The organism is Pseudomonas sp. 273 (assembly GCF_029201425.1).
GTDB classification, from domain to species: Bacteria; Pseudomonadota; Gammaproteobacteria; order Pseudomonadales; family Pseudomonadaceae; genus Pseudomonas; species Pseudomonas delhiensis.
Genome location: NZ_CP116775.1, coordinates 2,294,118 through 2,314,403, shown reverse-complemented (window position 1 = coordinate 2,314,403; position 20,286 = coordinate 2,294,118). Strand labels below are relative to the sequence as shown.

The following is a 20,286-nucleotide window of genomic DNA, read 5'->3' as shown; positions in this document are numbered from 1 at the left end:
CCTCGGGAATGCCCTGCTCTGCTGTACGCGGCAGGTCTTGTAGTGATGACGTGCCACTATAACAAGGCAAGGGCAAAAGTCGATGCCGGCCTATGTGATGCAGGGCACGCTCCCGCTGCCCGCGGGCGCTAGTCGATTTCCGCCACCGGCAGGCCCTGCTGGCGGTTGCGCCACTGCCGCCAGGTGTACATCGGGATGCCCGCCATGAACACCAGGAAGCCCCAGAAGATGGCCTGCTCGCCGGTGCCGTAGAGCGCCCACAGCGAATAGAGGAAGCCCAGCGAGCCGACGGCGATCAGCTGCGGCCGCGAGCGCGGCGAGAATTCCTCGGTGCGCACCGCCAGCAGCTGCAGCAGGGCCGCGGTGCAGAAGGCGTAGGGCACCACGCCGGTCATGGTGCCGAGCAGGATGATGACGTTGAACACGTCCACCAGGTTGCCCTGGCCGTCGATCAGCACCAGCACCGTCACCAGCAGCCCCGAGGCCCACAGGCCGTTGGCCGGGGCACCGTGCTTGTTGAGTTTGCCGAGGGACTCGGGGAACAGCCCGTCGCGCGCCGGCGCCACCGGGATCTGCCCCTGCAGCAGCACCCAGCCGTTGAGCGCGCCCAGGCACGCGATCACCGCGCCGCCGGCCACCAGGTAGTAGCCCCAGTCGCCCATCAGCACGCGCGCGGCGTCGGCGAAGGGCGAGGTCGACTTGGCCAGCACCTCCGGCGGCATCAGGCCCTGCACCGAAGTGATCGACAACACGTACACGCCGGCCGCGGCCAGGGTGCCGAACAGGGTGGCGCGCGGGATGGTGCGCTTGGGGTCGCGCACGTCGTCGGCCGGCACTGTCGCCGACTCCAGGCCGATGAACGACCAGAGGGTCAGCGCCGCGGTGGTGGCGATGGCCTGGGCGTAGCCCATGTTCGGCAGCTGCTCGCGGGGCGGGATGGCCAGGTAGTCGGGGTTGAAGTGCAACCAGCCGAGCACCCCGACCAGCAGCAGCGGGATCAGCTTGAGCGCGGTGAGCAGGTTCTGCACCACGGCGAAGGTGGCGATGCCGCGCAGGTTGATGAAGGTGCACAGCCATATGGCGCCGATGGCGGTGGCCACCATCAGCAGCGGGTCGGCCAGCGCCGGGATGAACACCCGCAGGTAGCCCACCAGGGTCACGGCGATGGCGGCGTTGCCGATCCACGCGGCCTTCCAGTAGGTCCAGGCGCACAGGTAGCCGGCGAAGCTGCCGAAGCCCTCGCGGGTGTATGCGTAGGGCCCGCCGGCGCCGGGGTTGAGGCGCGCCAGGCGGGCGAAGGTGAAGGCCAGCAGCACCGCGCCGGTGCTGGAGACCAGCCAGCCGAACAGGCTCAGGCCGCCGTAGGCGGCGAGGCTGGAGGGCAGCAGGAAGACGCCCGAGCCGACCATGTTGCCGATCACCAGCGCGGTACAGCTCCAGAACCCCATGCTGCCCTTCTTGGCAGCCTCTCCCCCACTCATCCTCGCTCCTTAGGTCCCGCCGCCCTGGACGACGGAATCAGCTGTCGGCATTTTCCACGATGCACTCAACGGTATAGCAGCGCCGGCCGTCCACGTCCTGTACCTGCAGGCCGTGCACATCGGAATCGAAGCCGGGGAAGTCGTGCTCGAAGGTGCGGGCGAAGGCCAGGTAGTCGAGGATCGAGCGGGTCGCCTCGGTGAAGCGCTCGCCCGGCATGATCAGCGGGATGCCCGGCGGGTACGGCACCAGCATGACCGCGGCGATGCGCCCTTCGAGCCGCTCGATGGGCACTGCCTCGACCTCGCCGCGCACCAGCTGGGTGTAGGCGTCGGCCGGGCGCAGCGCCAGCTCCGGCAGGGTGGTGTACATGCGGCGCATGGCCTTGGCCGTGGCGTGCTCGCGGTAGCAGGCGTGCAACTGCTCGCAGAGGTCGCGCAGGCCCATGCCGGCGTAGCGCGCCGGGGCGGCCTGGAGCACGCTGGGCAGGGCCTCGGCCAGGGGCGCGTTGCCGTCGTAGCTGCGCTTGAACTCCAGCAGCTCGGTGACCAGGGTGCTCCACTTGCCCTTGGTCACGCCCATGGAGAACAGCACCAGGAAGGAGTACAGGCCGGTCTTCTCCACCACCAGGCCGCGCTCCCAGAGGAAGCGGCCGACCACTGCGGCCGGAATGCCGTGCTCCTCAAGACGCCCGGCAGCGTTCAGGCCCGGAGTGGCCAGGGTGACCTTGATCGGGTCGAGCAGCACGTAGTCGTCTTCCACTTCGCCGAAGCCGTGCCACTCGGCGTCGGGCTCCAGCAGCCAGTCGCGGGTGCGCACCTCGTCGGTGCTCTCCCCCCCGGCGGCTGCCAGACGCAGAACCACCAGTCGCCGGCCGCCAGGTTCTGCCGCACGTTGGCCAGGGCGCGGCGGAAGCTCAGCGCCTCATCGAAGGTCTCCTGGATCAGCGAGTGCCCGGCCGGGCCCTCCATCATCGCCGAGGCCACGTCCAGCGAGGCGATGATGCCGTACTGCGGCGAGGTGGAGATGTGCATCATGAAGGCTTCGTTGAAGCGCGCGCGGTCCAGGCGCCGCCTGCCGCCGTCCTGCACGTGGATCATCGAGGCCTGGCTGAAGGCCGCCAGCATCTTGTGGGTGGAATGGGTGGTGAACACCAGCGGGCCGTCCTCGCCGCGGCTGGTGGCCATGCCGTAGCGGCGGTCGTAGAACTCGTGGAAGGCGGCGTAGGCGTACCAGGCCTCGTCGAAGTGCAGCACCTCGACGCTGCCGTCCAGGGCCTGCTTGATAAGCTCGGCGTTGTAGCACAGGCCGTCGTAGGTGGAGTTGGTCACCACCGCCAGCCGCACCTTCGGCTCGCGGCCGCGGGCCAGGGGGTTGGCGGCGATCTTCGCGGCGATCGACTCGCGGCTGAACTCGGACAGCGGGATGGGCCCGATGATGCCCAGCTCGTTGCGCGCCGGGCACAGGTACAGCGGGATGGCGCCGGTCATGATGATCGAGTGCAGCACCGACTTGTGGCAGTTGCGGTCCACCAGCACCAGGTCGTCGCGGCTGACCATGGAGTGCCAGACGATCTTGTTCGCCGTGGAGGTGCCGTTGATCACGAAGAAGGTGTGGTCGGCGCCGAAGTTGCGCGCCGCGCGGGCCTCGGCCTCGGCCAGCGGGCCGGTGTGGTCCAGCAGCGAGCCCAGCTCGGGCACCGAGACGGACAGGTCCGAGCGCAGCGTGTTCTCCCCGAAGAACTGGTGGAACGCCTGCCCCACCGGGCTCTTGCGGTAGGCCACGCCGCCGCCGTGGCCGGGCGTGTGCCAGGAATAGTTGGATTGCGCGGTGTGCTCCACCAGCGCGCGGAAGAATGGCGGCAGCAGGCCCTCCAGGTACTTGCGCGCGGCCCGCGAGACCTGGCGGGCGAGGAAGGGCACGGTGTCCTCGAACAGGTAGAGGATGCCGCGCAGTTGGTGCAGGTCGGCCATGGACTCGGCCGGCGCGTTCTCGATGGTCATCTGCTCGCCGAGGGCGAAGATCGGCAGCTGCGGCGCGCGCACCCGCGCCACGCGGATCAGCTCGACCACGTCCTGCAGCAGGCGCTGGTTCTCCCCCGCCCCCTCGGCGGCGACCAGGATGCAGGCCAGGCCATGGTGGGTGGAGGCGACGATGCGCCCTTCGGTGGAACTGGCGGTGGAAAGGATGCTGAAGCCGTCCAGCTCCAGCTCGCGGGCGATACCGCGGACGCGGTCGCCGGCGACGGTGTCGGCCTTGATGTCGCGGTGGACGATGAGGATGGGGAATTTCAGGTCTTTGTACATTGTGAGCCCCGAATGCTGACGGAGGCTTCCGTCGTTCCCCTGCAGCGTATGGGCTTACATTCCGCAGGGGAATATGGCCGGCTTCAGGCTGTAAGAAAAGGTCGCACGGGAGAAAGGCGGAAAGCCTGGGGGTCGTTGGTGCGTGGGCGCAGTCCTGAGCGGCCGGTGGGTCCAATCGCGGACGGAGTCCGCTCCTACACCCGTGCTTCCCTGGAACCGTAGGAGCGGGCCCTGCCCGCGAATCGCGCGCAGGGCGCGCTCCTACAGGTGGGGCAGCGGTGGTGGGGTAAGAGCGGACTCTGTCCGCGATTCTGCGCTCAGCGCCGCTGTCCAGCCTTTCATAGCCATGCATCCCTGAGCGGACGCCCCGGTGGCACGAAGCGCCCCGCTGCGGCATGCTTGTACCTTCGCCCCGCCCCCACGAGAGCGCAGATGAACCTGCCCCCCCGCCAGCAAAGCATCCTCGACCTGGTCCGCGAGCGCGGCTACCTGAGCATCGAGGAACTGGCCCAGCAGTTCGCCGTCACCCCGCAGACCATCCGCCGCGACATCAACCAGCTCGCCGAGCGCAGCCTGCTGCGCCGCTACCACGGCGGCGCGGCCTGGGACTCGAGCATCGAGAACACCGCCTACAACACCCGCGCCGACCAGATGCGCGACGAGAAGCAGCGTATCGCCGAGGCGGTGGCGGCGCAGATACCCGACAACGCCTCGCTGTTCATCAACATCGGCACTACCACCGAGGCTATCGCCCGCGCCCTGCTCGGCCACCGCAACCTGAAGATCATCACCAACAACCTGCACGTCGCCGCCACCCTCAGCGCCAAGGCCGACTTCGAGGTGCTGGTGGCCGGCGGCACGGTGCGCAGCGACGGCGGCGTGGTCGGCCAGGCCGCGGTGGACTTCATCGAGCAGTTCCGCGTCGACTTCGCCCTGGTGGGCATCAGCGGCATCGACGAAGACGGCAGCCTGCTGGACTTCGACTACCAGGAAGTGCGCGTTTCCCGCGCCATCATCGAGAACGCCCGGCAGGTGTTCCTTGCCGCCGACTCCAGCAAGTTCGGGCGCAACGCCCTGGTGCGCCTGGGGCCGATCGGCCTGGTCGACAGCCTGTTCACCGACGCCGCGCCGCCGCCCGCCGTGGCGCGCCTGCTGGCCCAGCACAAGGTCCAGCTGGAACTGGCCTGACGGCCGTCCCGTTCGAATTCGAAAAACGCCTATGAATCAGCCGAATGGCAGCCTTCAGGCTGGTCATTTTTCGTTCGCCCGCCTATCATATTTTCGAATTCGAACATATTGATGTTCATTTCCAGTCAAGAGGACGCCCCATGAGCCATTCCCACAAGCGCTCCGCTCCCCTGGCTGAGGTCTACGACCTGGCGGTCGTCGGCGGTGGCATCAATGGCGTGGGGATCGCCGCGGATGCCGCCGGGCGTGGCCTGCTCACCTTCCTTTGCGAACAGCACGACCTGGCCAGCCACACCTCCTCGGCCAGCAGCAAGCTGGTCCACGGCGGCCTGCGCTACCTGGAACACAACGAATTCCGCCTGGTGCGCGAGGCCCTGGCCGAGCGCGAAGTGCTGCTGGCCAAGGCCCCGCACATCGTCCACCCGCTGCGCTTCGTGCTGCCGCACCAGCCGCACCTGCGCCCGGCCTGGCTGATCCGCGCCGGGCTGTTCCTCTACGACCACCTGGGCCGGCGCGAGAAGCTGCCGGCCTCGCGCAGCCTGTCGTTCGGCACCGACAGCCCGCTGCAACCCGGCATCCGCCGTGGCTTCGAGTACTCCGACTGCTCCGTCGACGACGCCCGCCTGGTGGTGCTCAACGCCATGGCCGCCCGCGAGCGCGGCGCCCACGTGCACCCGCGCACCCGCTGCGTCAGCGCGCGGCGCAGCAAGGGCCTGTGGCACCTGCACCTGGAGCGCGACGACGGCAGCCTCTACTCCATCCGCGCCCGCGCCCTGGTCAACGCCGCCGGGCCCTGGGTGGCGCAGTTCATCCGCGACGACCTGCGCCAGCAACCGCCCTACGGCATCCGCCTGATCCAGGGCAGCCACCTGGTGGTGCCGCGGCTGTACGAAGGCGAGCAGGCCTACATCCTGCAGAACGAGGACCGCCGCATCGTCTTCGTCATCCCCTACCTGGGGCGCTTCACCCTGATCGGCACCACCGACCGCGAATGGCTGGGCGACCCGGCGAAGGTACGGATCAGCGACGAGGAAACCGGCTACCTGCTGGCGGTGGTCAACGCCCACTTCAGGCAGCAGGTGCGCCGCGAGGACATCCTCTGGAGCTTCTCCGGAGTGCGCCCGCTGTGCGACGACGAGTCCGACGAGCCGTCCGCCGTCACCCGCGACTACACCCTGGCGCTGCAGGGCGCCCCGGGCGAAGCGCCGCTGCTGTCGGTGTTCGGCGGCAAGCTGACCACCTACCGCAAGCTCGCCGAGGCGGCCCTGGCCCAGCTGGCGCCGACCTTCCCGCGCATGGGCCCGGCCTGGACCGCCGGCGCCCCGCTGCCGGGCGGCGAGCACATGACCAGCCCCGAGGACCTGGCCGTCGAGTTGCTGGCCAGGCACCCCTGGCTGCCGGCCGAGCTGGCGCGGCGCTGGGCCACCAGCTACGGCACGCGCGCCTGGCGCCTGCTGGACGGGGCGAAGGGCGAAACCGACCTGGGCGAACACCTGGGCGCCGGGCTCCATGCCCGCGAAGTGGACTACCTGTGCCGCGAGGAATGGGCCGAGAACGCCGACGACATCCTCTGGCGCCGCAGCAAGCTGGGGCTGTTCCTCAATGCCGCGGAAAAGCTGCGCCTGGCCGACTACCTGGCGCGCGAGCACCCGCGCAAGGCGAACACGCAGGTGGCCTGAAGCGGGCTCAGAGCGACGAATTCAACTCGCCGATCAGCGCTTCGCGATGCTTGAGCGAGGCCAGCGCGCTCTCGCCCAGGCGCCCGGCCACTTCGCTGAGCAGCCCCTGGGCCAGCAGCATGAAGGCGCACATGCTGTTGCTGTAGAACAGGCTGTGGTTGGGCACGTAGAAGCTGTGCCGCGCCACCCGCGCCAGCGGCGAACTCGACGAATCGGTCAGGGCCACCACCTCGATGCCATGGCGCGCCGCCACTTCGGCGGTGGCCAGCACGCTCGGCGTGTAGGGGAAGCAGCTGGCCACCACCAGCACGTCGCCGGCATCCAGCTGCGCCAGGGCATCGGCCACGCCCTGGCGGTTGGAATCCAGCGCCGCCACGTCGGGGCGCAGCATGCCCAGGCCGTAGGACATGAACAGCGCCAGCGAGGTGAACTGGCGCATGCCGTGGATGCGCACGCGCCGCGCGCCGGCCAGCAGCTCCACCACGCGGGCGAACACGTCCGGCTCGACCTGCTCGATCAGGCTGGCGATGTTGGCGCTCTCCTGCCGGCCCAGGCGCGTCAGGCGCGACAGGGTGCTGTCGGCGGGGGTCAGCAGCAGGCGCGAGGCCTGGTCGCTGTAGAAGCTCTTGCCCTCGGTCAGCTCGCGGCGGAACACGTCCTGGAACTTGCTGAAGCCGCCGTAGCCCAGGCGCTGGGCCAGGCGCGAGAGGGTCGAGGCGTTGACCCCCAGTTGCTCGGCCAGCTCGCTGATGGACGATACCGCGGTGCGCTGCGGCGCCTCGATCAGCGCCGCCAGCACCCGGCGCGAGCTGCCGCCCAGGGAGATGCCCGCCCCGCCGCGCTCGATGTCCTCCAGCAGTTGCTTGAGGGCTCCCAGGTTGTCGGGCAGTGCGGCGGGCGCTTGGCTCATCGTGCGGGTCCAGGTGCGGGATCGGGGCGGACACTGCCCCGGGCCTCGACCTCTCGGGTGTCGGGCTGGCAGTGGACGCGCCATTCTACCGAGTTCGCGGCGATGCGGAACACGGCCGTGGCCAGGGTGTTCTCGTCGTCCGGGTCGTCCGCGGCGCGGCGGTAGACCGGCAGCTCGGCATCCGCCGTGTCGCGCAGGATGGCCAGGGCGCGGGCCTCGTCCAGTTGCGCGGGCGAGCCGGCCAGCAAGGCATCGACGCGCCGCTGGCGGCTGCCGGAACTACCGGTGATGCGCTGGCCCCGGGCGTCCAGCGCGGCATCCAGCAGGTGGTTGGAATGCCCCGCCGGGCGCAGGACCTCGCGCACCGCCACGCCGCCGGAACAGGCCTCGACGCTGAACAGCTGGCTAGCCCCCACCTGCCCCAGCGCATGGTGGAAGGCCCCGGCGCGCCCCGCCGTGGACAGCACGGCCACGGCCTGGGCCAGGCTCTCGGCGTCCAGCACCGCGCGGGCCAGCACCTGGCGCGGCAGCCCCGCCGGGATGGCACTGGGACGGATGTTGTTGACCGTGCTGACCAGCCCGCGCGCGTTCACCGCGAAGGTGTGGCCGGGGATGGAGCCGGGGTAGACGAAGCTGGTGAAGCCCAGGCCCTGCTCGGGCTGCGCGTGGAGCAGGCCGCAGCAGCCGTCGAGCGCAGGCAGGCCGTCCTCGTTGTGGGCGATCAGCCAGCCGCCCTCGGCGGGGCCGAACACCGTGGTGCAGCCGTCGACGCTGGCGTCCTGGACGAAATCGCCGCGGCAGTTCCACAGGAAGACTTCCTCCAGCGGCAACTCCAGGCCGTCGGCCAGGCCGCGCAGCTCGTCCCAGATGCGCGGGAACTGCGCCTGGACCTGCGCCTGCATACGCTGCGCCGCGGCCGAACCGGCCCGCGCCGCCAGGCTACGCCACAGCGGCAGCGTGCGCAGGCGCTGGTGCACCGCGTCGCGGCCGAAACGGCCGAGGCCCAGGCCGATTTCGTAGGCGCTGCCGGAAAGGTTCAGGGGGCTCAGGCTCATGGGGCGACCTTCAGGCGACATGTTGCAGGAACTCCCGCAGGCGCGGGCTGGCAGGGTTGCCGATCAGGCTGGCGGGTTCGCCGTCCTCGGCGATGCGGCCCTTGTCGATGAAGATCAGCCGCGAGGCGACCTTGCGCGCGAAGTCGATCTCGTGGGTGACGATGACCATGGTCATGCCCTCCTCCGCCAGGTCCTTCATCACCTGCAACACCTCGTGGCGCAGCTCCGGGTCCAGCGCCGAGGTCGGCTCGTCGAACAGCATCAGCTTGGGCTTCACCGCCAGGGCGCGGGCGATGGCCACGCGCTGCTGCTGGCCCCCGGACAGCTCCGACGGGTAATGCCCGGCGCGGTCAGACAGGCCGACCTTGGCCAGCAGCTCGCGGGCCAGGGCCTGCGCCTCGGCCTTCTTCGCCCCGCGCACGCGGATCGGGCCGAAGGCCACGTTCTCCAGCGCGGTCATCTGCGGGAACAGGTGGAACTGCTGGAACACCATGCCCGCCTCCTGGCGGATCAGGCGCTCGTCGACCTTCGGGTCGTTGACCTCCATGCCGTCGACGAACAGCTCGCCGCCGGTGATCACCTCCAGCTTGTTGATGCAGCGCAGCAGCGTCGACTTGCCGGAGCCGGAGGGGCCGATGATCACCACCACCTCGCCGTTGCCGATCTTCAGGTTGATGTCGTGGAGCACCTCGGTCTGGCCAAAGTGCTTGGATACCCGCTTGAACTCGATCATAGGATCTTCAGCCTCGACTCCATGCGCCGCAGCACGTAACTCAATACCAGGGTGATGACCAGGTAGATCACCGCCACCGCCGACCAGATCTCCATCGCCCGGAAGTTGCCGGCGATCACCTCCTGGCCCTGGCGGGTCAGCTCGGCGACGCCGATGACGATGAACAGCGAGGTGTCCTTGATGCTGACGATCCACTGGTTGCCCAGCGCCGGGATCATCCGCCGGAAGGCCAGCGGGGCGATCACGTAGCGCAGGGTGTCGCGCCCGGACAGCCCCAGGGCCAGCCCGGCCTCGCGGAACCCGCGGTTCACCGAGAGCAGCGCGCCGCGGGTGATCTCGGCGATGTAGGCGCCGGAGTTGATCATGATGGTGACCACCGCCGCGCTGAACGGGTCGATGCGCACCGGGATCATCAGCGGCAGGGCGAAGTAGATGAACATCACCTGGACCATGATCGGCGTGCCGCGGATCAGCTCGACGAACACCAGCGCCAGGCGGCTGGAGAAGAAGCCGCCGTAGGCGCGGGCGACGCCGGCCAGCAGGCCGATGACGGCGCCGCCGGCAAGGCCCAGGATGGAAATCCACAGGGTCAGCCGGGCGCCTTCGAGCAGCACCGGCAACGCGTCCCAGATGGCGGACCATTGGAAATGCATGGGGTTCTACCTCCGGCTCACTTGGGCTCGGTGCCGAACCACTTGCGGTAGATCTGCGCGTAGGTGCCGTCCGCGCGCAGCTTCTTCAGCGCGGCATTGACCGGCTCGCGCAGCTCGCTGCCCTTGGGGAAGCCGATGCCGTACTGCTGCGCCATCATCTGCTCGCCCACCGCCTTCACCTGGCCGTCGCCGGCGGTCTTGATGTAGTAGAGGACGTTGGGGGTGTCGTGCATGGCGGCGTCGACGCGGCCGGTGCGCAGCTCCAGGTAGGCGTTGTCGATGTTGGGGAACTGGCGCAGGTCGGCAGCCTTGAGGTTGGCCTTGGCGTAGTCCGCGGCCGAGGTGCCGCTCTTCACCGCCAGGCTCTTGCCGGCGATGTCGGCCTCGCCCTTGATGCTGTCGTTGTCGGCCTTGACCATCAGCAGGAAGCCGCTGTCGTAGTAGCCGTCGGAGAAGTCGATGACCTGCTTGCGGTCTTCCTTGATGGTGATGCCGGCCAGGGCGGCGTCGACGTTGCGCGTCTGCAGCGCGGGGATGATGCCGTTGAAGTCCATCGGCTTGAGCTGGTAGCTCACGCCCATCTCCTTGGCGATGGCCGCCCACAGGTCGATGTCGAAGCCCACGTACTTGTCGCCCTGCTTGAACTCGAAGGGCACGAAGGCGGTGTCGGTGGCGATCAGCAGTTCCTTGCCGGCGGCCATGGAGCTGGCGGCGGCGAACAGGGACAGCGCGGCGAACGAGGCTTGAAGCAGCTTTTTCATGCAGGACTTCCTCTTGCGGGTCGGTGGTTGCGCCCCGCCGGCCGGCGGGGCGCGCATTAGCGGCAGTTCGATCGCAACGGGCCGGGGCCCGGACTTTATTGTTTTGAGCGGCTAACCCACGGAAGGGGCTGCATGCACAGGGTGCTTTTTCGCAAAATAAACATGCAATAAATACGATTGCAAGTATTTTTATCAAACCTTGCCGGATGCTTGCGGCCTTCATCCAGTGGAAAATTGACCAAGAGCTTCTCTACTTCGCCGCTTCTAGTCGTTCGCCAGCCTCCTCGATCGCGCAACCGCTGCGCAACAAAAGATTGCCAACACAAAAAATGCAATTAATATTTGCGCAACCAACCCGGAGGTCACCATGAGCCACGTCCTGCACCGCAGCCTCACCCAGTCCTACCCCACGGCCGTCCGCGGCGACGGCGCCTACCTGGTCGACAGCGAAGGCCGCCGCTACCTGGATGCCAGCGGTGGCGCGGCGGTGTCCTGCCTGGGCCACAGCGACCCGGCGGTGATCGAGGCGGTGCGCCGGCAGGTGGGCACCCTGGCCTACGCCCACAGCTCCTTCTTCACCACCGAGCCCATGGAGGAACTGGCCGACTTCCTGGTCGCCCGCGCGCCCGCCGGCATGCGCTCGGTGTACTTCGTCAGCGGTGGTTCCGAGGCGGTGGAAGCGGCGCTCAAGCTGGCCCGCCAGTACTTCGTGGAGATCGGCCAGCCGCAGCGCACGCACCTGATCGCCCGCCGCCAGAGCTACCACGGCAACACCCTCGGCGCCCTGGCTACCGGCGGCAACGCCTGGCGGCGCCAGCAGTTCCAGCCGCTGCTGATCGACGTCAGCCACGTCAGCCCCTGCTATGCCTACCGCGACCAGGCCGCCGGGGAGACGCCCGAGGCCTACGGCGAACGCCTGGTGCAGGAACTGGAAGCGGAAATCCTCCGCCTGGGGGCGGACAAGGTCATGGCCTTCGTCGCCGAGCCGGTGGTGGGCGCCACCCTCGGCGCGGTGACCGCGGTGCCGGGCTACTTCAAGCGCGTGCGGGAAATCTGCGACCGCCACGGGGTGCTGCTGATCCTCGACGAGGTGATGTGCGGCATGGGGCGCACCGGCAGCCTGTTCGCCGCCGAACAGGAAGGCATAAGCGCCGACCTGGTCACCATCGCCAAGGGCCTGGGCGCCGGCTACCAGCCCATCGGCGCCACCCTGGTGAGCCAGCGCATCCACGACGCCATCGCCCAGGGCTCGGGCTTCTTCCAGCACGGCCACACCTACATCGGCCACGCCACCGCTTGCGCCGCGGCCCTGGCGGTGCAGAAGACCATCGAGGCACGCGACCTGCTGCCGCGCGTGCGCAGCCTGGGCCACGGCCTGCAGCAACGGCTGCAACAGGCCTTCGGCGCCCATCCGCACATCGGCGACATCCGCGGGCGCGGGTTGTTCCAGGGCCTGGAACTGGTGGCCGAGCGCGACACCAAGGCGCCCTTCCCCGCCGAGGCGAAGCTGCACGCGCGGATCAAGAAAGCCGCCATGCAGGAGGGCCTGCTGTGCTATCCCATGGGCGGCACCCTGGACGGCCGCAGCGGCGACCACATCCTCCTGGCGCCGCCCTTCATCCTCGAGGAGGCGCAGCTGGACGAACTGGTGGACAAGCTGCAGCGCGCCATCGACAAGGCCATCGGCAGCCTCTGAGGACAGCCCCATGAAGATCGAATCGCGCCTCACCCCGCTCACCGACGAGCGCATGGACGACGAACAGCGCCGCGTGCTGAACGACATCCTCAGCGGCCCCCGCGGCAACCTCGATGGTCCCTTCCTGGCCTGGGTGCACAGCCCGCAGCTGGCCGACAGCGCGCAGAAGCTGGGGGCCTTCTGCCGCTACGGCACGCGCCTGGAACTGCGCCTGAGCGAGCTGGCGATCCTGCTCACCGCGGCCTGGTGGCAATCCCAGGCGGAATGGCAGATCCACGAACCCATCGCACGCCGGGCCGGCCTGGCCGACGAGGTGATCGAAGCCCTGCGGCGCGGCGAGGAACCGCTGTTCGCCCGCGACGACGAGCGCCTGGTCTACCGCCTGGGCAGTAGCCTCTACGCCAGCAAGCGCATCGGGCAGGCGCTCTACGACGAGGGTGTGGGTGCCTTCGGCGAAGCCGGGATGGTGGAACTGGTGGGCATCTTCGGCTACTACGCGCTGGTGGCCATGACCCTCAACACCTTCGCCGTACGCCGCGAAACGGACACGCCCCTGCCCTTCGCCGAGCCCTGAGCGGGCATGGGCACGGGCCTTTCGTAGGAGCGGAACTTTTCCGCGATAGCCGGACGTTCCGGCGCGGATCGCGGATGAGATCCGCTCCTACGCCGCCCCACCCGAGCCATTCCCTGTAGGAGCGCGCCCTGCGCGCGAAATCGCGGGCAGGGCCCGCTCCTACGACCGTGCTTTCCTGGAACCGTAGGAGCGGAACTTTTCCGCGATTACCGGACGCCCCGGCGGCACGGCCAACGGCGGATAACCGCGAACGGTTATTCGCCCTACGATCGATTGCCTCCGCCACGCGGAACCATACGGTGGCACGGTCGTAGGGCGCATAACGCCTACGGCGTTATCCGCCATTGCCCCGCGCCTGCGTCCCGCCTCAGGCACGCTCCGCCAGCTGCGCCTCCAGCTCGGCGATGCGCGCCTGCAGGCGCTCGCGTTCGGCGCGGGCCGGGCCCATGTCCTCGAACACGCTGATCAGGTGCTCCGGCAGGCCGTCCTGGCGGCGGCGCTGCAGCGAGGTGCGGGCGCGCACCCAGACGTAGCGGCCGTCCTTGCGCCGGCAGCGCTTCTCCACCACGTAGCGGTCGATTTCCCCGGCCAGCATGCTGCGCAGCAGCTGCAGGTTGCGCTCCAGGTCGTCGGGGTGGGTGAGCTGCTGGAAGGTCATGCCGTAGAGTTCCTCGGCGCTGTAGCCGAGCAGTTCGCAGAGGCTGCCGTTGACGCGCTGCCAGGTGCCGTCCAGGCCGATGTAGGCCAGCGCGCCCCAGGTCAGCTCGAAGATGGCGCGGAAGCGCTCCTCGCTGTTGCGCAGTTTTTCCTCGGCGGCCATGCGCGCGGTGTTGTCCATGCTGATGCCGACCATCTTCACCGAGCGCCCGGCGCTGTCCTTGACCACCCGGGCGCGGGAGGCGATCCAGCGCAGCTCGCCGTCCGGGCGGTAGATGCGGAAGTCGCACTCGCAGCCGCTGCCCTCGGCGATGGCCTGGTCGTACATGGCGCGCATGGCGGCCACGTCCTCGGCCGGCAGGTGCGGCCAGAAGTCCTGGTTGTGGCTCACCGGCCAGCCGTAGACCTCCTCGACGTTGGGCGAGTAGGTGACCTCGTCGCTGATCAGGTTCCATTCCCAGGTGACGATGCGCGCGCTCTCCTGGGCCAGCTTCATGCGCGCCTCGCTCTCCATGATCTCGGCGGTGTAGCGGCGGCGCACGTCGGTCATCGGCAGCTCGATGGGCTCCAGCGCCTGCAGGTCGCGCACGGCCTCCTCGCCGTAGCGCAGCCAGATCCAGTTGACCTTGAGGAAGGCGGCCAGCTTGCGCAGGTTGTCGTAGTCGATCTCGCCGCCGCGCGTCCACTTGTGCACCGCGGTGCGCGAAATGCCCAGCGCGCTGGCCACCGCCTGCAGGGTCAGCTTGTTGAGTTCGAGCAATTCCTTGAGGCGGAAGGCGAAGCTGTTTTCCGTCATGCGCGGTCCTGTCCTGGGGAAGCCTGGAGCCGCAGTATACACAGTTGTAAACCGCTGGATTACAGCAAACCCCGGGGCGCACGGCCGTGCACCCCGCCCGCTCACGCCAGGCCGGCCAGCCTCAGCCAGTGGGCGTAGAAGCCCTCGGCCACGCGGTTCAGGTCAGCCACCTTGCGCGGCAGGTCGTCGAGCATCACCTCGGCGCTTTCCTGGCTGGGCTGGCTGGGGTCCAGGTACTGCGGCCAGCCGTTGATCCAGCCGCTGACCAGTTCCTCGGTCATCTCCGGGTGGCCCTGCAGGCCGAGGACGAAGCCGCCCCAGGAGAAGCCCTGGTTGGCGCACCAGGGGCTGGACAGCAGGCGCTCGGCGCCCTCGGGCAGGTCGAAGGTGTCGCCGTGCCACTGGTAGATCGGGAATTCCCCGGGCAGGTGCGCAAGCCAGGGGCTCGCGGACTCCAGGCGGCGCATCGGCTGCCAGCCCATCTCGGTATAGCCCTGGTGGCGGATGGATGCGCCCAGGGCCTTGGCCAGCAGCTGGCCGCCCAGGCAGTGACCGATCATCGGCACCTTGCGCTCGATGAAACGGCGCAGCGCCGCCACCTCGGTACGCAGCCAGGGCAGGTCGTCGTTCACGCTCATGGGGCCGCCCATGATGGCCACCGCCCTGGGGCGCTCCAGGTCGTAGCCGTCCAGCTCGCCGTGGTCGGCGCGGCGCACCTCGAAGGCCAGGCCGGCGCGGTCGAGCACGCAGGCCAGGTGGCCCGGCGGGCAGAAGTCGGCGTGGGTCAGGATCAGGATATCGGTCATGCTTACCTCCGCGCGGCAGTCTGCCGCAAAAGGCGCCCGACCATAACCCCCAGCGCGCCCGCGGGCAGGCCCGCACCGCCTTCCGGCGGCGCGGGCGCATCGGGTTCATGGGAGTGGGAAGCCACCGGCCGGCGCGGCCTGGCGGCGAGACGAACGGGTTGGATCAGGGACGCAGGCTGCTCACTTCCTGGGTCACGCCCCAGCCGTCGAGCACACCTCCGAGCGGCGCCACGACTTCCTCCAGGTCGTGTTCGAATGCACCGATCGCCGCGTGGGTGGCGAACATCACCTTGCTGATCTGCAGGTTCCAGCCACCATCGGAACGGGCTTCGACCTGGGCCCTCAGGGATTCGCCGCGAAATTGCCGGGCGGCCTGGCGGGCGTTCTGTTCATCGGGAAAGATGGCGAAGAAGTCGATGGGATGAATGCGGGCGAAATCGAAGCCCCCTTCCTTCATCCGGCGCAGCACATTGACACTGATATCCTCCGAGAGGGGCTTTTCCATGGTACGCACCTCCTTTCGAGACGTTCAGGGTTTCACCTAGTTTCCCAGCCAATGCCGGCCCGGCTTGCGGCCGGGCCTGCGGCGGGCACTTCGCTGTGCCACAGGAAACGCCAAAAATGCTTCAACGTCCCCCAATTGGTCGCCAAAGGTATTGAACTGGCAGGCAGGAGGGTCCGTCTGCCGGCAACCAACAGTTTCAGCGTAGCGCCTATGCCGGCCGAATGCCGCCCTGGCGGTCAATCGGCGCGTTCGGCGGCGACGGGCGGCAGCGCCGCGGGCCGCGTCGCCAGCAGCAACGCGGCCAGCACCAGGGCCATGCCCAGGGCGTGGCCGGCGCCGAAGCGTTCGCCCAGCAGGCCCACGCCCACCAGCGCCGAGCCCACCGGCATCAGCCCGGTGAACAGCCCGGCGACACTGGCCTGCACCCGGGAAATGCCGCGGTACCACAGCAGGAACGACAGTACGCTGGCGCTCAGGGCGTAGAACAGCGTCCAGCCCCAGGTCGCCGTGGACACGCCGCGCCAGTCCAGCGCCCGCGCCTCGGGCAGCGCCAGGGGCAGGAACAGCAGCAGCCCGGCGAGGTTGACGCCCAGGGCCATCGCCCAGGAGTGCAGGTGCAGCGACAGGCGCCGCGAATAGATGGCGAACAGCGCCTCGGCGACCACCGCGCCCAGCACCAGGGCGTTGCCCGCCACGCCGCTGCGGCCGCCCGCCGGGCGCTCCAGCAGGTTCAGCGCGGCGATGCCCAGCACCGCCAGGGCGATGGCCAGCAGGCCGCGCGGCTCCAGGCGCTCGCGCAGCCACAGCCAGGCCAGCAGGGCGATGACGCTGGGCGTGGCGCTGGTGATGATGCCGGCGCTGGTCGCCGAGGTCAGTTGCACACCGTGCAGCATGCACAGGCTGAACAGGAAGCAGCCGAAGAAGGCCTGCAGGAACAGCCCGCGGCAGGCGCCGCCATCCAGCCCCGCGCGCACCCGCGGCAGGGCCAGGCCGGGCAGCAGCACCAGGCTGGCGATGAGGAAGCGCAGCAGGGCGAACAGGTAGACGGGCAGTTCTTCCAGCACCAGCTTGCCGATGGCGATGTTGCCGCCGACCAGCAGCATCGACAGGGCCAGGCAGAAATAGGCGAAGGGCATGGCGGCTTCCTTGCGGTGGGCGGAAGGGCCCGGCAGCCAACCTCCTGCGGCTGCGGACGGGCCCTACAGCATCCGGGCTGCACCACGGCAGTGCAAGCCCTCTGCGCTCACTCGCGGCTGAGCCAGCCCATCACCCAGCGGTTGAGCGCCGGCGGCGACAGCTGGCCGGACCAGTACATGGCCCGGAACAGCGCGCCGATCGGCCGGTGCACCCGGGTGCTGTGGGCCTGGCGCCAGGCCGCCGCGGCGATGTCCTCGGCCCGCAGGCGCACACCCAGGCGGCGCAGCACCGGCGGCTCGTAGCCCTGGCTGGTGACCATGGGCGTGCGCACGAAGGGCGGCATCAGGTCGGCGACGCGGATGCCGTGGCGCCGCCACTCCAGTTCCAGCGCCTCGGTGAAGCCGCGCACGGCGAACTTCGAGGCCGAATAGGTGGCCATCTCCGGCACGCCGTACAGGCCGGAGGCCGAGCCCATGTTCAGCACCTGGGCGCCGGGCGTGGCCTTGAGGTGGGCGAAGGCGGCGTGGCAGCAGTTGAGCAGGCCCTGGACGTTGATCGCCAGCAGGCGGCCATGCTCCTGCGCCGGGATCTCCTCGAAGCGGCCGAAGCGCAGGATGCCGGCGCAGTTGAACAGCAGGCGCAGGCGGCCGTCTCCGGCGCCGACGAAATCCGCCAGCGCCTCGCGCACCGCCGCCGCGTCGGTGACGTCCAGCACCCGCTGCCAGGCGCCGCCCAGTTCGGCGGCGAGCCCGTCCAGGGCCTGGGCGTTCAGGTCCAGCAGGCCGACGCGCCAGCCGCGGGCATGGAACAGCCGCGCGCTGGCCGCGCCTATGCCCGAGGCCGCGCCGGTGATCAGGATGCTGTCCATCAGCGCCCTCCCCCGAGGTGCCGGCCGAGGAAGCCCGCCACCTCGCCCAGGGCCTGGTCGGCGATGCGCAGCACCCCGGCGTGGGCCTGGAACACGTGCCAGCAGTCGCGGTAGCGCTGCAGGGTGACGTCCACTCCCCGCTTACGCGCCGCACCGGCCAGGCGCAGGCTGTCGTTGCGCAGCACTTCGTCCTCACCGACCTGGATCAGCAGCGGCGGCAGCCCGGAAAGGTCGGCGAACAGCGGCGACAACTGCGCCGAGTCGCGCGCCACGCCGGGCGGGCAGAACATCGCGATGGCGCTTTCCACCCAGGCGCGGCCGATCAGCGGGTCGCCGGCCTTCGGCTGGTGCCACTGGCTGCAGCTGACGTCGGTGACCGGCGAGAACACCACCAGCGCGCCGGGCAGCGGCAGGCCCCGCGCCTTCAGCGCCACGGCCAGTTGCAGGGTCAGGTGGCCGCCGGCCGAATCCCCGGCCACGGCCAGCCGCGCCGGGTCCTGGCCGCGCGCCAGCAGCGCCTGGTAGACCGCCAGGGCATCTTCCAGCGGCGCCGGGAAGCGGTGCTCCGGGGCCAGGCGGTAGTCCGCCGCGCAGACGTCGAGGCGGCCCAGGCGCGCCAGGTTGGCGGTGATCGCCCGGTGCGTGGCCGGCGAGCCCACCAGGTAGGCGCCACCGTGCAGGTAGAGCAGCGTGCGGCCTTCGCCCTGGCCCGCGCGCTGCCATTCGCAGGGCACCCCGGCGATGACTTCCGCGCCGCGCTGCACGCCGCGCGGGGTCAGGGTGGCGGCGGTAAGCGCATTCAGCACCCGGCGCTGCATCGGCACCGGGATCGACGGGCGCATCAGCCCGCGGAACAGCAGGCGCAGGGTGCCGCGCAGCAGGCCGGCGAGCAGGCGCTGCGAGAGGGAGACCGGCGGGGCGAACTCAACGGGCGCATTCATAGTCGGCGAACTCCGGCTGACGGGTCTGCTGGCGGTAGCGGAAGGTGAAGCCCGGCCAGTTGTTGGTGTTGCGGCCGGCGGCGGTCTTGTACCAGCTGTCGCAGCCGCTCTCCCACACGGTGTGCTGCAGGCCCTGCTGCAGGGCCTGGTTGTAGGCGCTCTGCACGGCGGGCCGCACGTCCAGGTAGCGCAGGCCCTGCTCGTCGAGGTGGCGCAGGCAGGCCAGCACGTAGGGGAACTGGCTCTCCAGCATGTAGACGATGGAGTTGTGCCCCAGGTTGGTGTTCGGCCCGTAGAGGATGAACAGGTTGGGGAAGCCGCTGACGCTGATGCCCTTGTAGGCCTCGGCGCCCTCGGCCCAGGCCTGCTCCAGCCAGCGTCCGCCCAGGCCCTGGATGCGCATGGGGGCGAGGAACTCGGTGGCGGCGAAGCCGGTGCCGAAGACGATGGCGTCCACCGGGTGGCGCTGGCCGTCGCGGGTGACGATGGCGTCCTCGGTCACCCGCTCGATGCCGGTGTCGATCACCCGTACGTTGTCCCGCGCCAGCGCCGGGTAGTAGTCGTTGCTGATGAGGATGCGCTTGCAGCCCAGCGGGTAGTCCGGGATCAACCGCCGGCGCAGTTGCGCATCGGCGATACCGCGGCGCAGGTTCAGGCGGAAGCTCAGCTGCATGAACTTCATCAGCGGCGGGAAGGTGGAAAAGGCCAGCACCCGAGACTCGTGCTGCAGGTACTTGAGGCCGCGGTCCAGGCGCTGCAGCCAGGGCAGGCGCGCCTTGAGCCGGCGCTCCCAGGCGGCGTAGGGGCGGTCCGGCTTGGCGATCACGTAGGGCGCGCTGCGCTGGAACAGCAGCAGCTCGGCCACCTGCGGGGCGATGCGCGGGACGAACTGGATGGCGCTGGCGCCGGTGCCGATCACCGCCACCCGCTTGCCGCGCAGGTCGGCGCGGTGGTCCCAGTGCGCCGAGTGGAAGGCCGCGCCGCGGAAGCCCTCCAGGCCGGGGATGCGCGGGTACAGCGGCCGGCTCAGCTGGCCGGTGGCGCAGACCAGGGCACGGGCGCGCAGCGTCTGCCCGTCGGCGCAGCGCACCACCCACTGCCCGGCGGCCTCGTCGAAGCAGGCGTCCACCGCCTCGCAGCCGAAGCGGATGCGCGGGCGCAGGCCGTACTTGTCGGCGCAGTGGCGCAGGTAGTCGAGGATCTCCGCCTGGGGCGCGAACTTGCGCGTCCAGTCGGCCTTGGGTTCGAAGGAGAAGGAATACAGGTGCGAAGGCACGTCGCAGGCGGCGCCGGGGTAGCTGTTCTCGCGCCACACCCCGCCGACGTCGGCGGCTTTCTCGAGGATCAGGTAGTCGTGGATGCCGGCCCGCTGCAGGCGGATGGCCAGGCCCAGGCCGCCGAAGCCGGCGCCGATGATCAGCACGCGCAAGGGTGCCGGATCACGGGAAGTATTGTGCATTGTTGTGCTCCCGATTTTGGCTGGACGGCGGCCCCGCAAGGCCTGCCGTCGTCCGCCGCGCTGGCGGATGAGCATAGGCTAGT

General features: G+C 69.7%; 17 protein-coding genes and 1 pseudogene. 4 read left to right on the top strand and 14 right to left on the bottom strand.

Features of this window, described 5'->3' with window-relative positions; all coding sequences use genetic code 11:
* Window positions 1–128: 128 nt before the first annotated feature.
* Together PKO50_RS11140 and PKO50_RS11135 are read right to left on the bottom strand one after the other, a co-directional pair.
* Entirely contained in the window at window positions 129–1,481 is a 1,353-nt protein-coding gene (locus PKO50_RS11140) for an amino acid permease (RefSeq protein WP_109933032.1), read from the bottom strand.
* A gap of 37 nt (window positions 1,482–1,518) precedes the next feature.
* Window positions 1,519–3,785: pseudogene (locus PKO50_RS11135) on the bottom strand (Orn/Lys/Arg decarboxylase N-terminal domain-containing protein).
* A gap of 432 nt (window positions 3,786–4,217) precedes the next feature.
* Here PKO50_RS11135 and PKO50_RS11130 point away from each other — a divergent pair.
* Window positions 4,218–4,973 (top strand): DeoR/GlpR family transcriptional regulator, encoded by a 756-nt coding sequence (locus tag PKO50_RS11130; protein ID WP_109933034.1) that lies wholly within the window; start codon window positions 4,218–4,220, stop codon window positions 4,971–4,973.
* 140 nt (window positions 4,974–5,113) lie between these two features.
* Window positions 5,114–6,652 (top strand): glycerol-3-phosphate dehydrogenase, encoded by a 1,539-nt coding sequence (gene glpD, locus PKO50_RS11125; RefSeq protein ID WP_275629707.1) that lies wholly within the window; start codon window positions 5,114–5,116, stop codon window positions 6,650–6,652.
* Window positions 6,653–6,659: 7 nt separating this feature from the next.
* Here glpD and PKO50_RS11120 read toward each other — a convergent pair whose 3' ends face one another.
* From PKO50_RS11120 to glnH, 5 genes are read right to left on the bottom strand one after another with little or no spacing between them, the layout of a single operon-like run.
* Window positions 6,660–7,562: a MurR/RpiR family transcriptional regulator gene (locus PKO50_RS11120; protein WP_275629706.1), complete on the bottom strand. Its 903-nt coding sequence runs from the start codon at window positions 7,560–7,562 to the stop codon at window positions 6,660–6,662.
* Window positions 7,559–8,617 carry a C45 family peptidase gene (locus PKO50_RS11115; RefSeq protein WP_256595816.1) on the bottom strand — a complete coding sequence of 353 codons (1,059 nt, stop codon included), beginning with the start codon at window positions 8,615–8,617 and terminating at the stop codon, window positions 7,559–7,561. Before PKO50_RS11115 ends, PKO50_RS11120 begins: the two co-directional genes overlap by 4 nt.
* A 10-nt stretch (window positions 8,618–8,627) precedes the next feature.
* Entirely contained in the window at window positions 8,628–9,350 is a 723-nt protein-coding gene (glnQ, locus tag PKO50_RS11110; RefSeq protein WP_109933038.1) for a glutamine ABC transporter ATP-binding protein GlnQ, read from the bottom strand.
* A complete protein-coding gene (glnP, locus tag PKO50_RS11105; RefSeq protein WP_069866202.1) occupies window positions 9,347–10,003 on the bottom strand; it encodes a glutamine ABC transporter permease GlnP in 657 nt (218 codons plus the stop codon). The genes glnQ and glnP overlap by 4 nt, the downstream gene beginning before the upstream one ends.
* A 17-nt stretch (window positions 10,004–10,020) precedes the next feature.
* Complete coding sequence (glnH, locus tag PKO50_RS11100; protein ID WP_089390301.1) at window positions 10,021–10,764, bottom strand: glutamine ABC transporter substrate-binding protein GlnH; 744 nt, start codon at window positions 10,762–10,764, stop codon at window positions 10,021–10,023.
* Between the two features lie 367 nt (window positions 10,765–11,131).
* Here glnH and PKO50_RS11095 point away from each other — a divergent pair, with 367 nt between their 5' ends.
* Window positions 11,132–12,460 (top strand): aspartate aminotransferase family protein, encoded by a 1,329-nt coding sequence (locus tag PKO50_RS11095; protein WP_275629705.1) that lies wholly within the window; start codon window positions 11,132–11,134, stop codon window positions 12,458–12,460.
* 10 nt (window positions 12,461–12,470) lie between these two features.
* Window positions 12,471–13,034 (top strand): carboxymuconolactone decarboxylase family protein, encoded by a 564-nt coding sequence (locus tag PKO50_RS11090; RefSeq protein ID WP_275629704.1) that lies wholly within the window; start codon window positions 12,471–12,473, stop codon window positions 13,032–13,034.
* 367 nt (window positions 13,035–13,401) lie between these two features.
* Here the strand turns inward: PKO50_RS11090 and PKO50_RS11085 are convergent, their stop codons facing one another.
* From PKO50_RS11085 to PKO50_RS11055, 7 genes are all read right to left on the bottom strand, one after another.
* Window positions 13,402–14,487 (bottom strand): PAS domain-containing protein, encoded by a 1,086-nt coding sequence (locus PKO50_RS11085; RefSeq protein ID WP_109933042.1) that lies wholly within the window; start codon window positions 14,485–14,487, stop codon window positions 13,402–13,404.
* Between the two features lie 101 nt (window positions 14,488–14,588).
* Window positions 14,589–15,293: a type 1 glutamine amidotransferase gene (locus PKO50_RS11080; RefSeq protein ID WP_275629703.1), complete on the bottom strand. Its 705-nt coding sequence runs from the start codon at window positions 15,291–15,293 to the stop codon at window positions 14,589–14,591.
* Window positions 15,294–15,456: 163 nt separating this feature from the next.
* The gene (locus PKO50_RS11075) at window positions 15,457–15,798 is read right to left on the bottom strand and encodes a ribonuclease E inhibitor RraB (protein ID WP_009619201.1); all 342 of its coding nucleotides are present in this window, start codon (window positions 15,796–15,798) and stop codon (window positions 15,457–15,459) included.
* A gap of 236 nt (window positions 15,799–16,034) precedes the next feature.
* Entirely contained in the window at window positions 16,035–16,934 is a 900-nt protein-coding gene (locus PKO50_RS11070) for a DMT family transporter (RefSeq protein WP_275629702.1), read from the bottom strand.
* Between the two features lie 107 nt (window positions 16,935–17,041).
* Window positions 17,042–17,803: an SDR family oxidoreductase gene (locus PKO50_RS11065; protein WP_275629701.1), complete on the bottom strand. Its 762-nt coding sequence runs from the start codon at window positions 17,801–17,803 to the stop codon at window positions 17,042–17,044.
* Window positions 17,803–18,744, bottom strand: coding sequence for an alpha/beta hydrolase (locus PKO50_RS11060; protein ID WP_275629700.1), 942 nt, complete (start codon window positions 18,742–18,744; stop codon window positions 17,803–17,805). Before PKO50_RS11060 ends, PKO50_RS11065 begins: the two co-directional genes overlap by 1 nt.
* Window positions 18,728–20,203, bottom strand: a complete 1,476-nt coding sequence (locus PKO50_RS11055; RefSeq protein ID WP_275629699.1) for an NAD(P)/FAD-dependent oxidoreductase — start codon at window positions 20,201–20,203, stop codon at window positions 18,728–18,730. The genes PKO50_RS11060 and PKO50_RS11055 overlap by 17 nt, the downstream gene beginning before the upstream one ends.
* Between the last annotated feature and the right edge of the window lie 83 nt (window positions 20,204–20,286).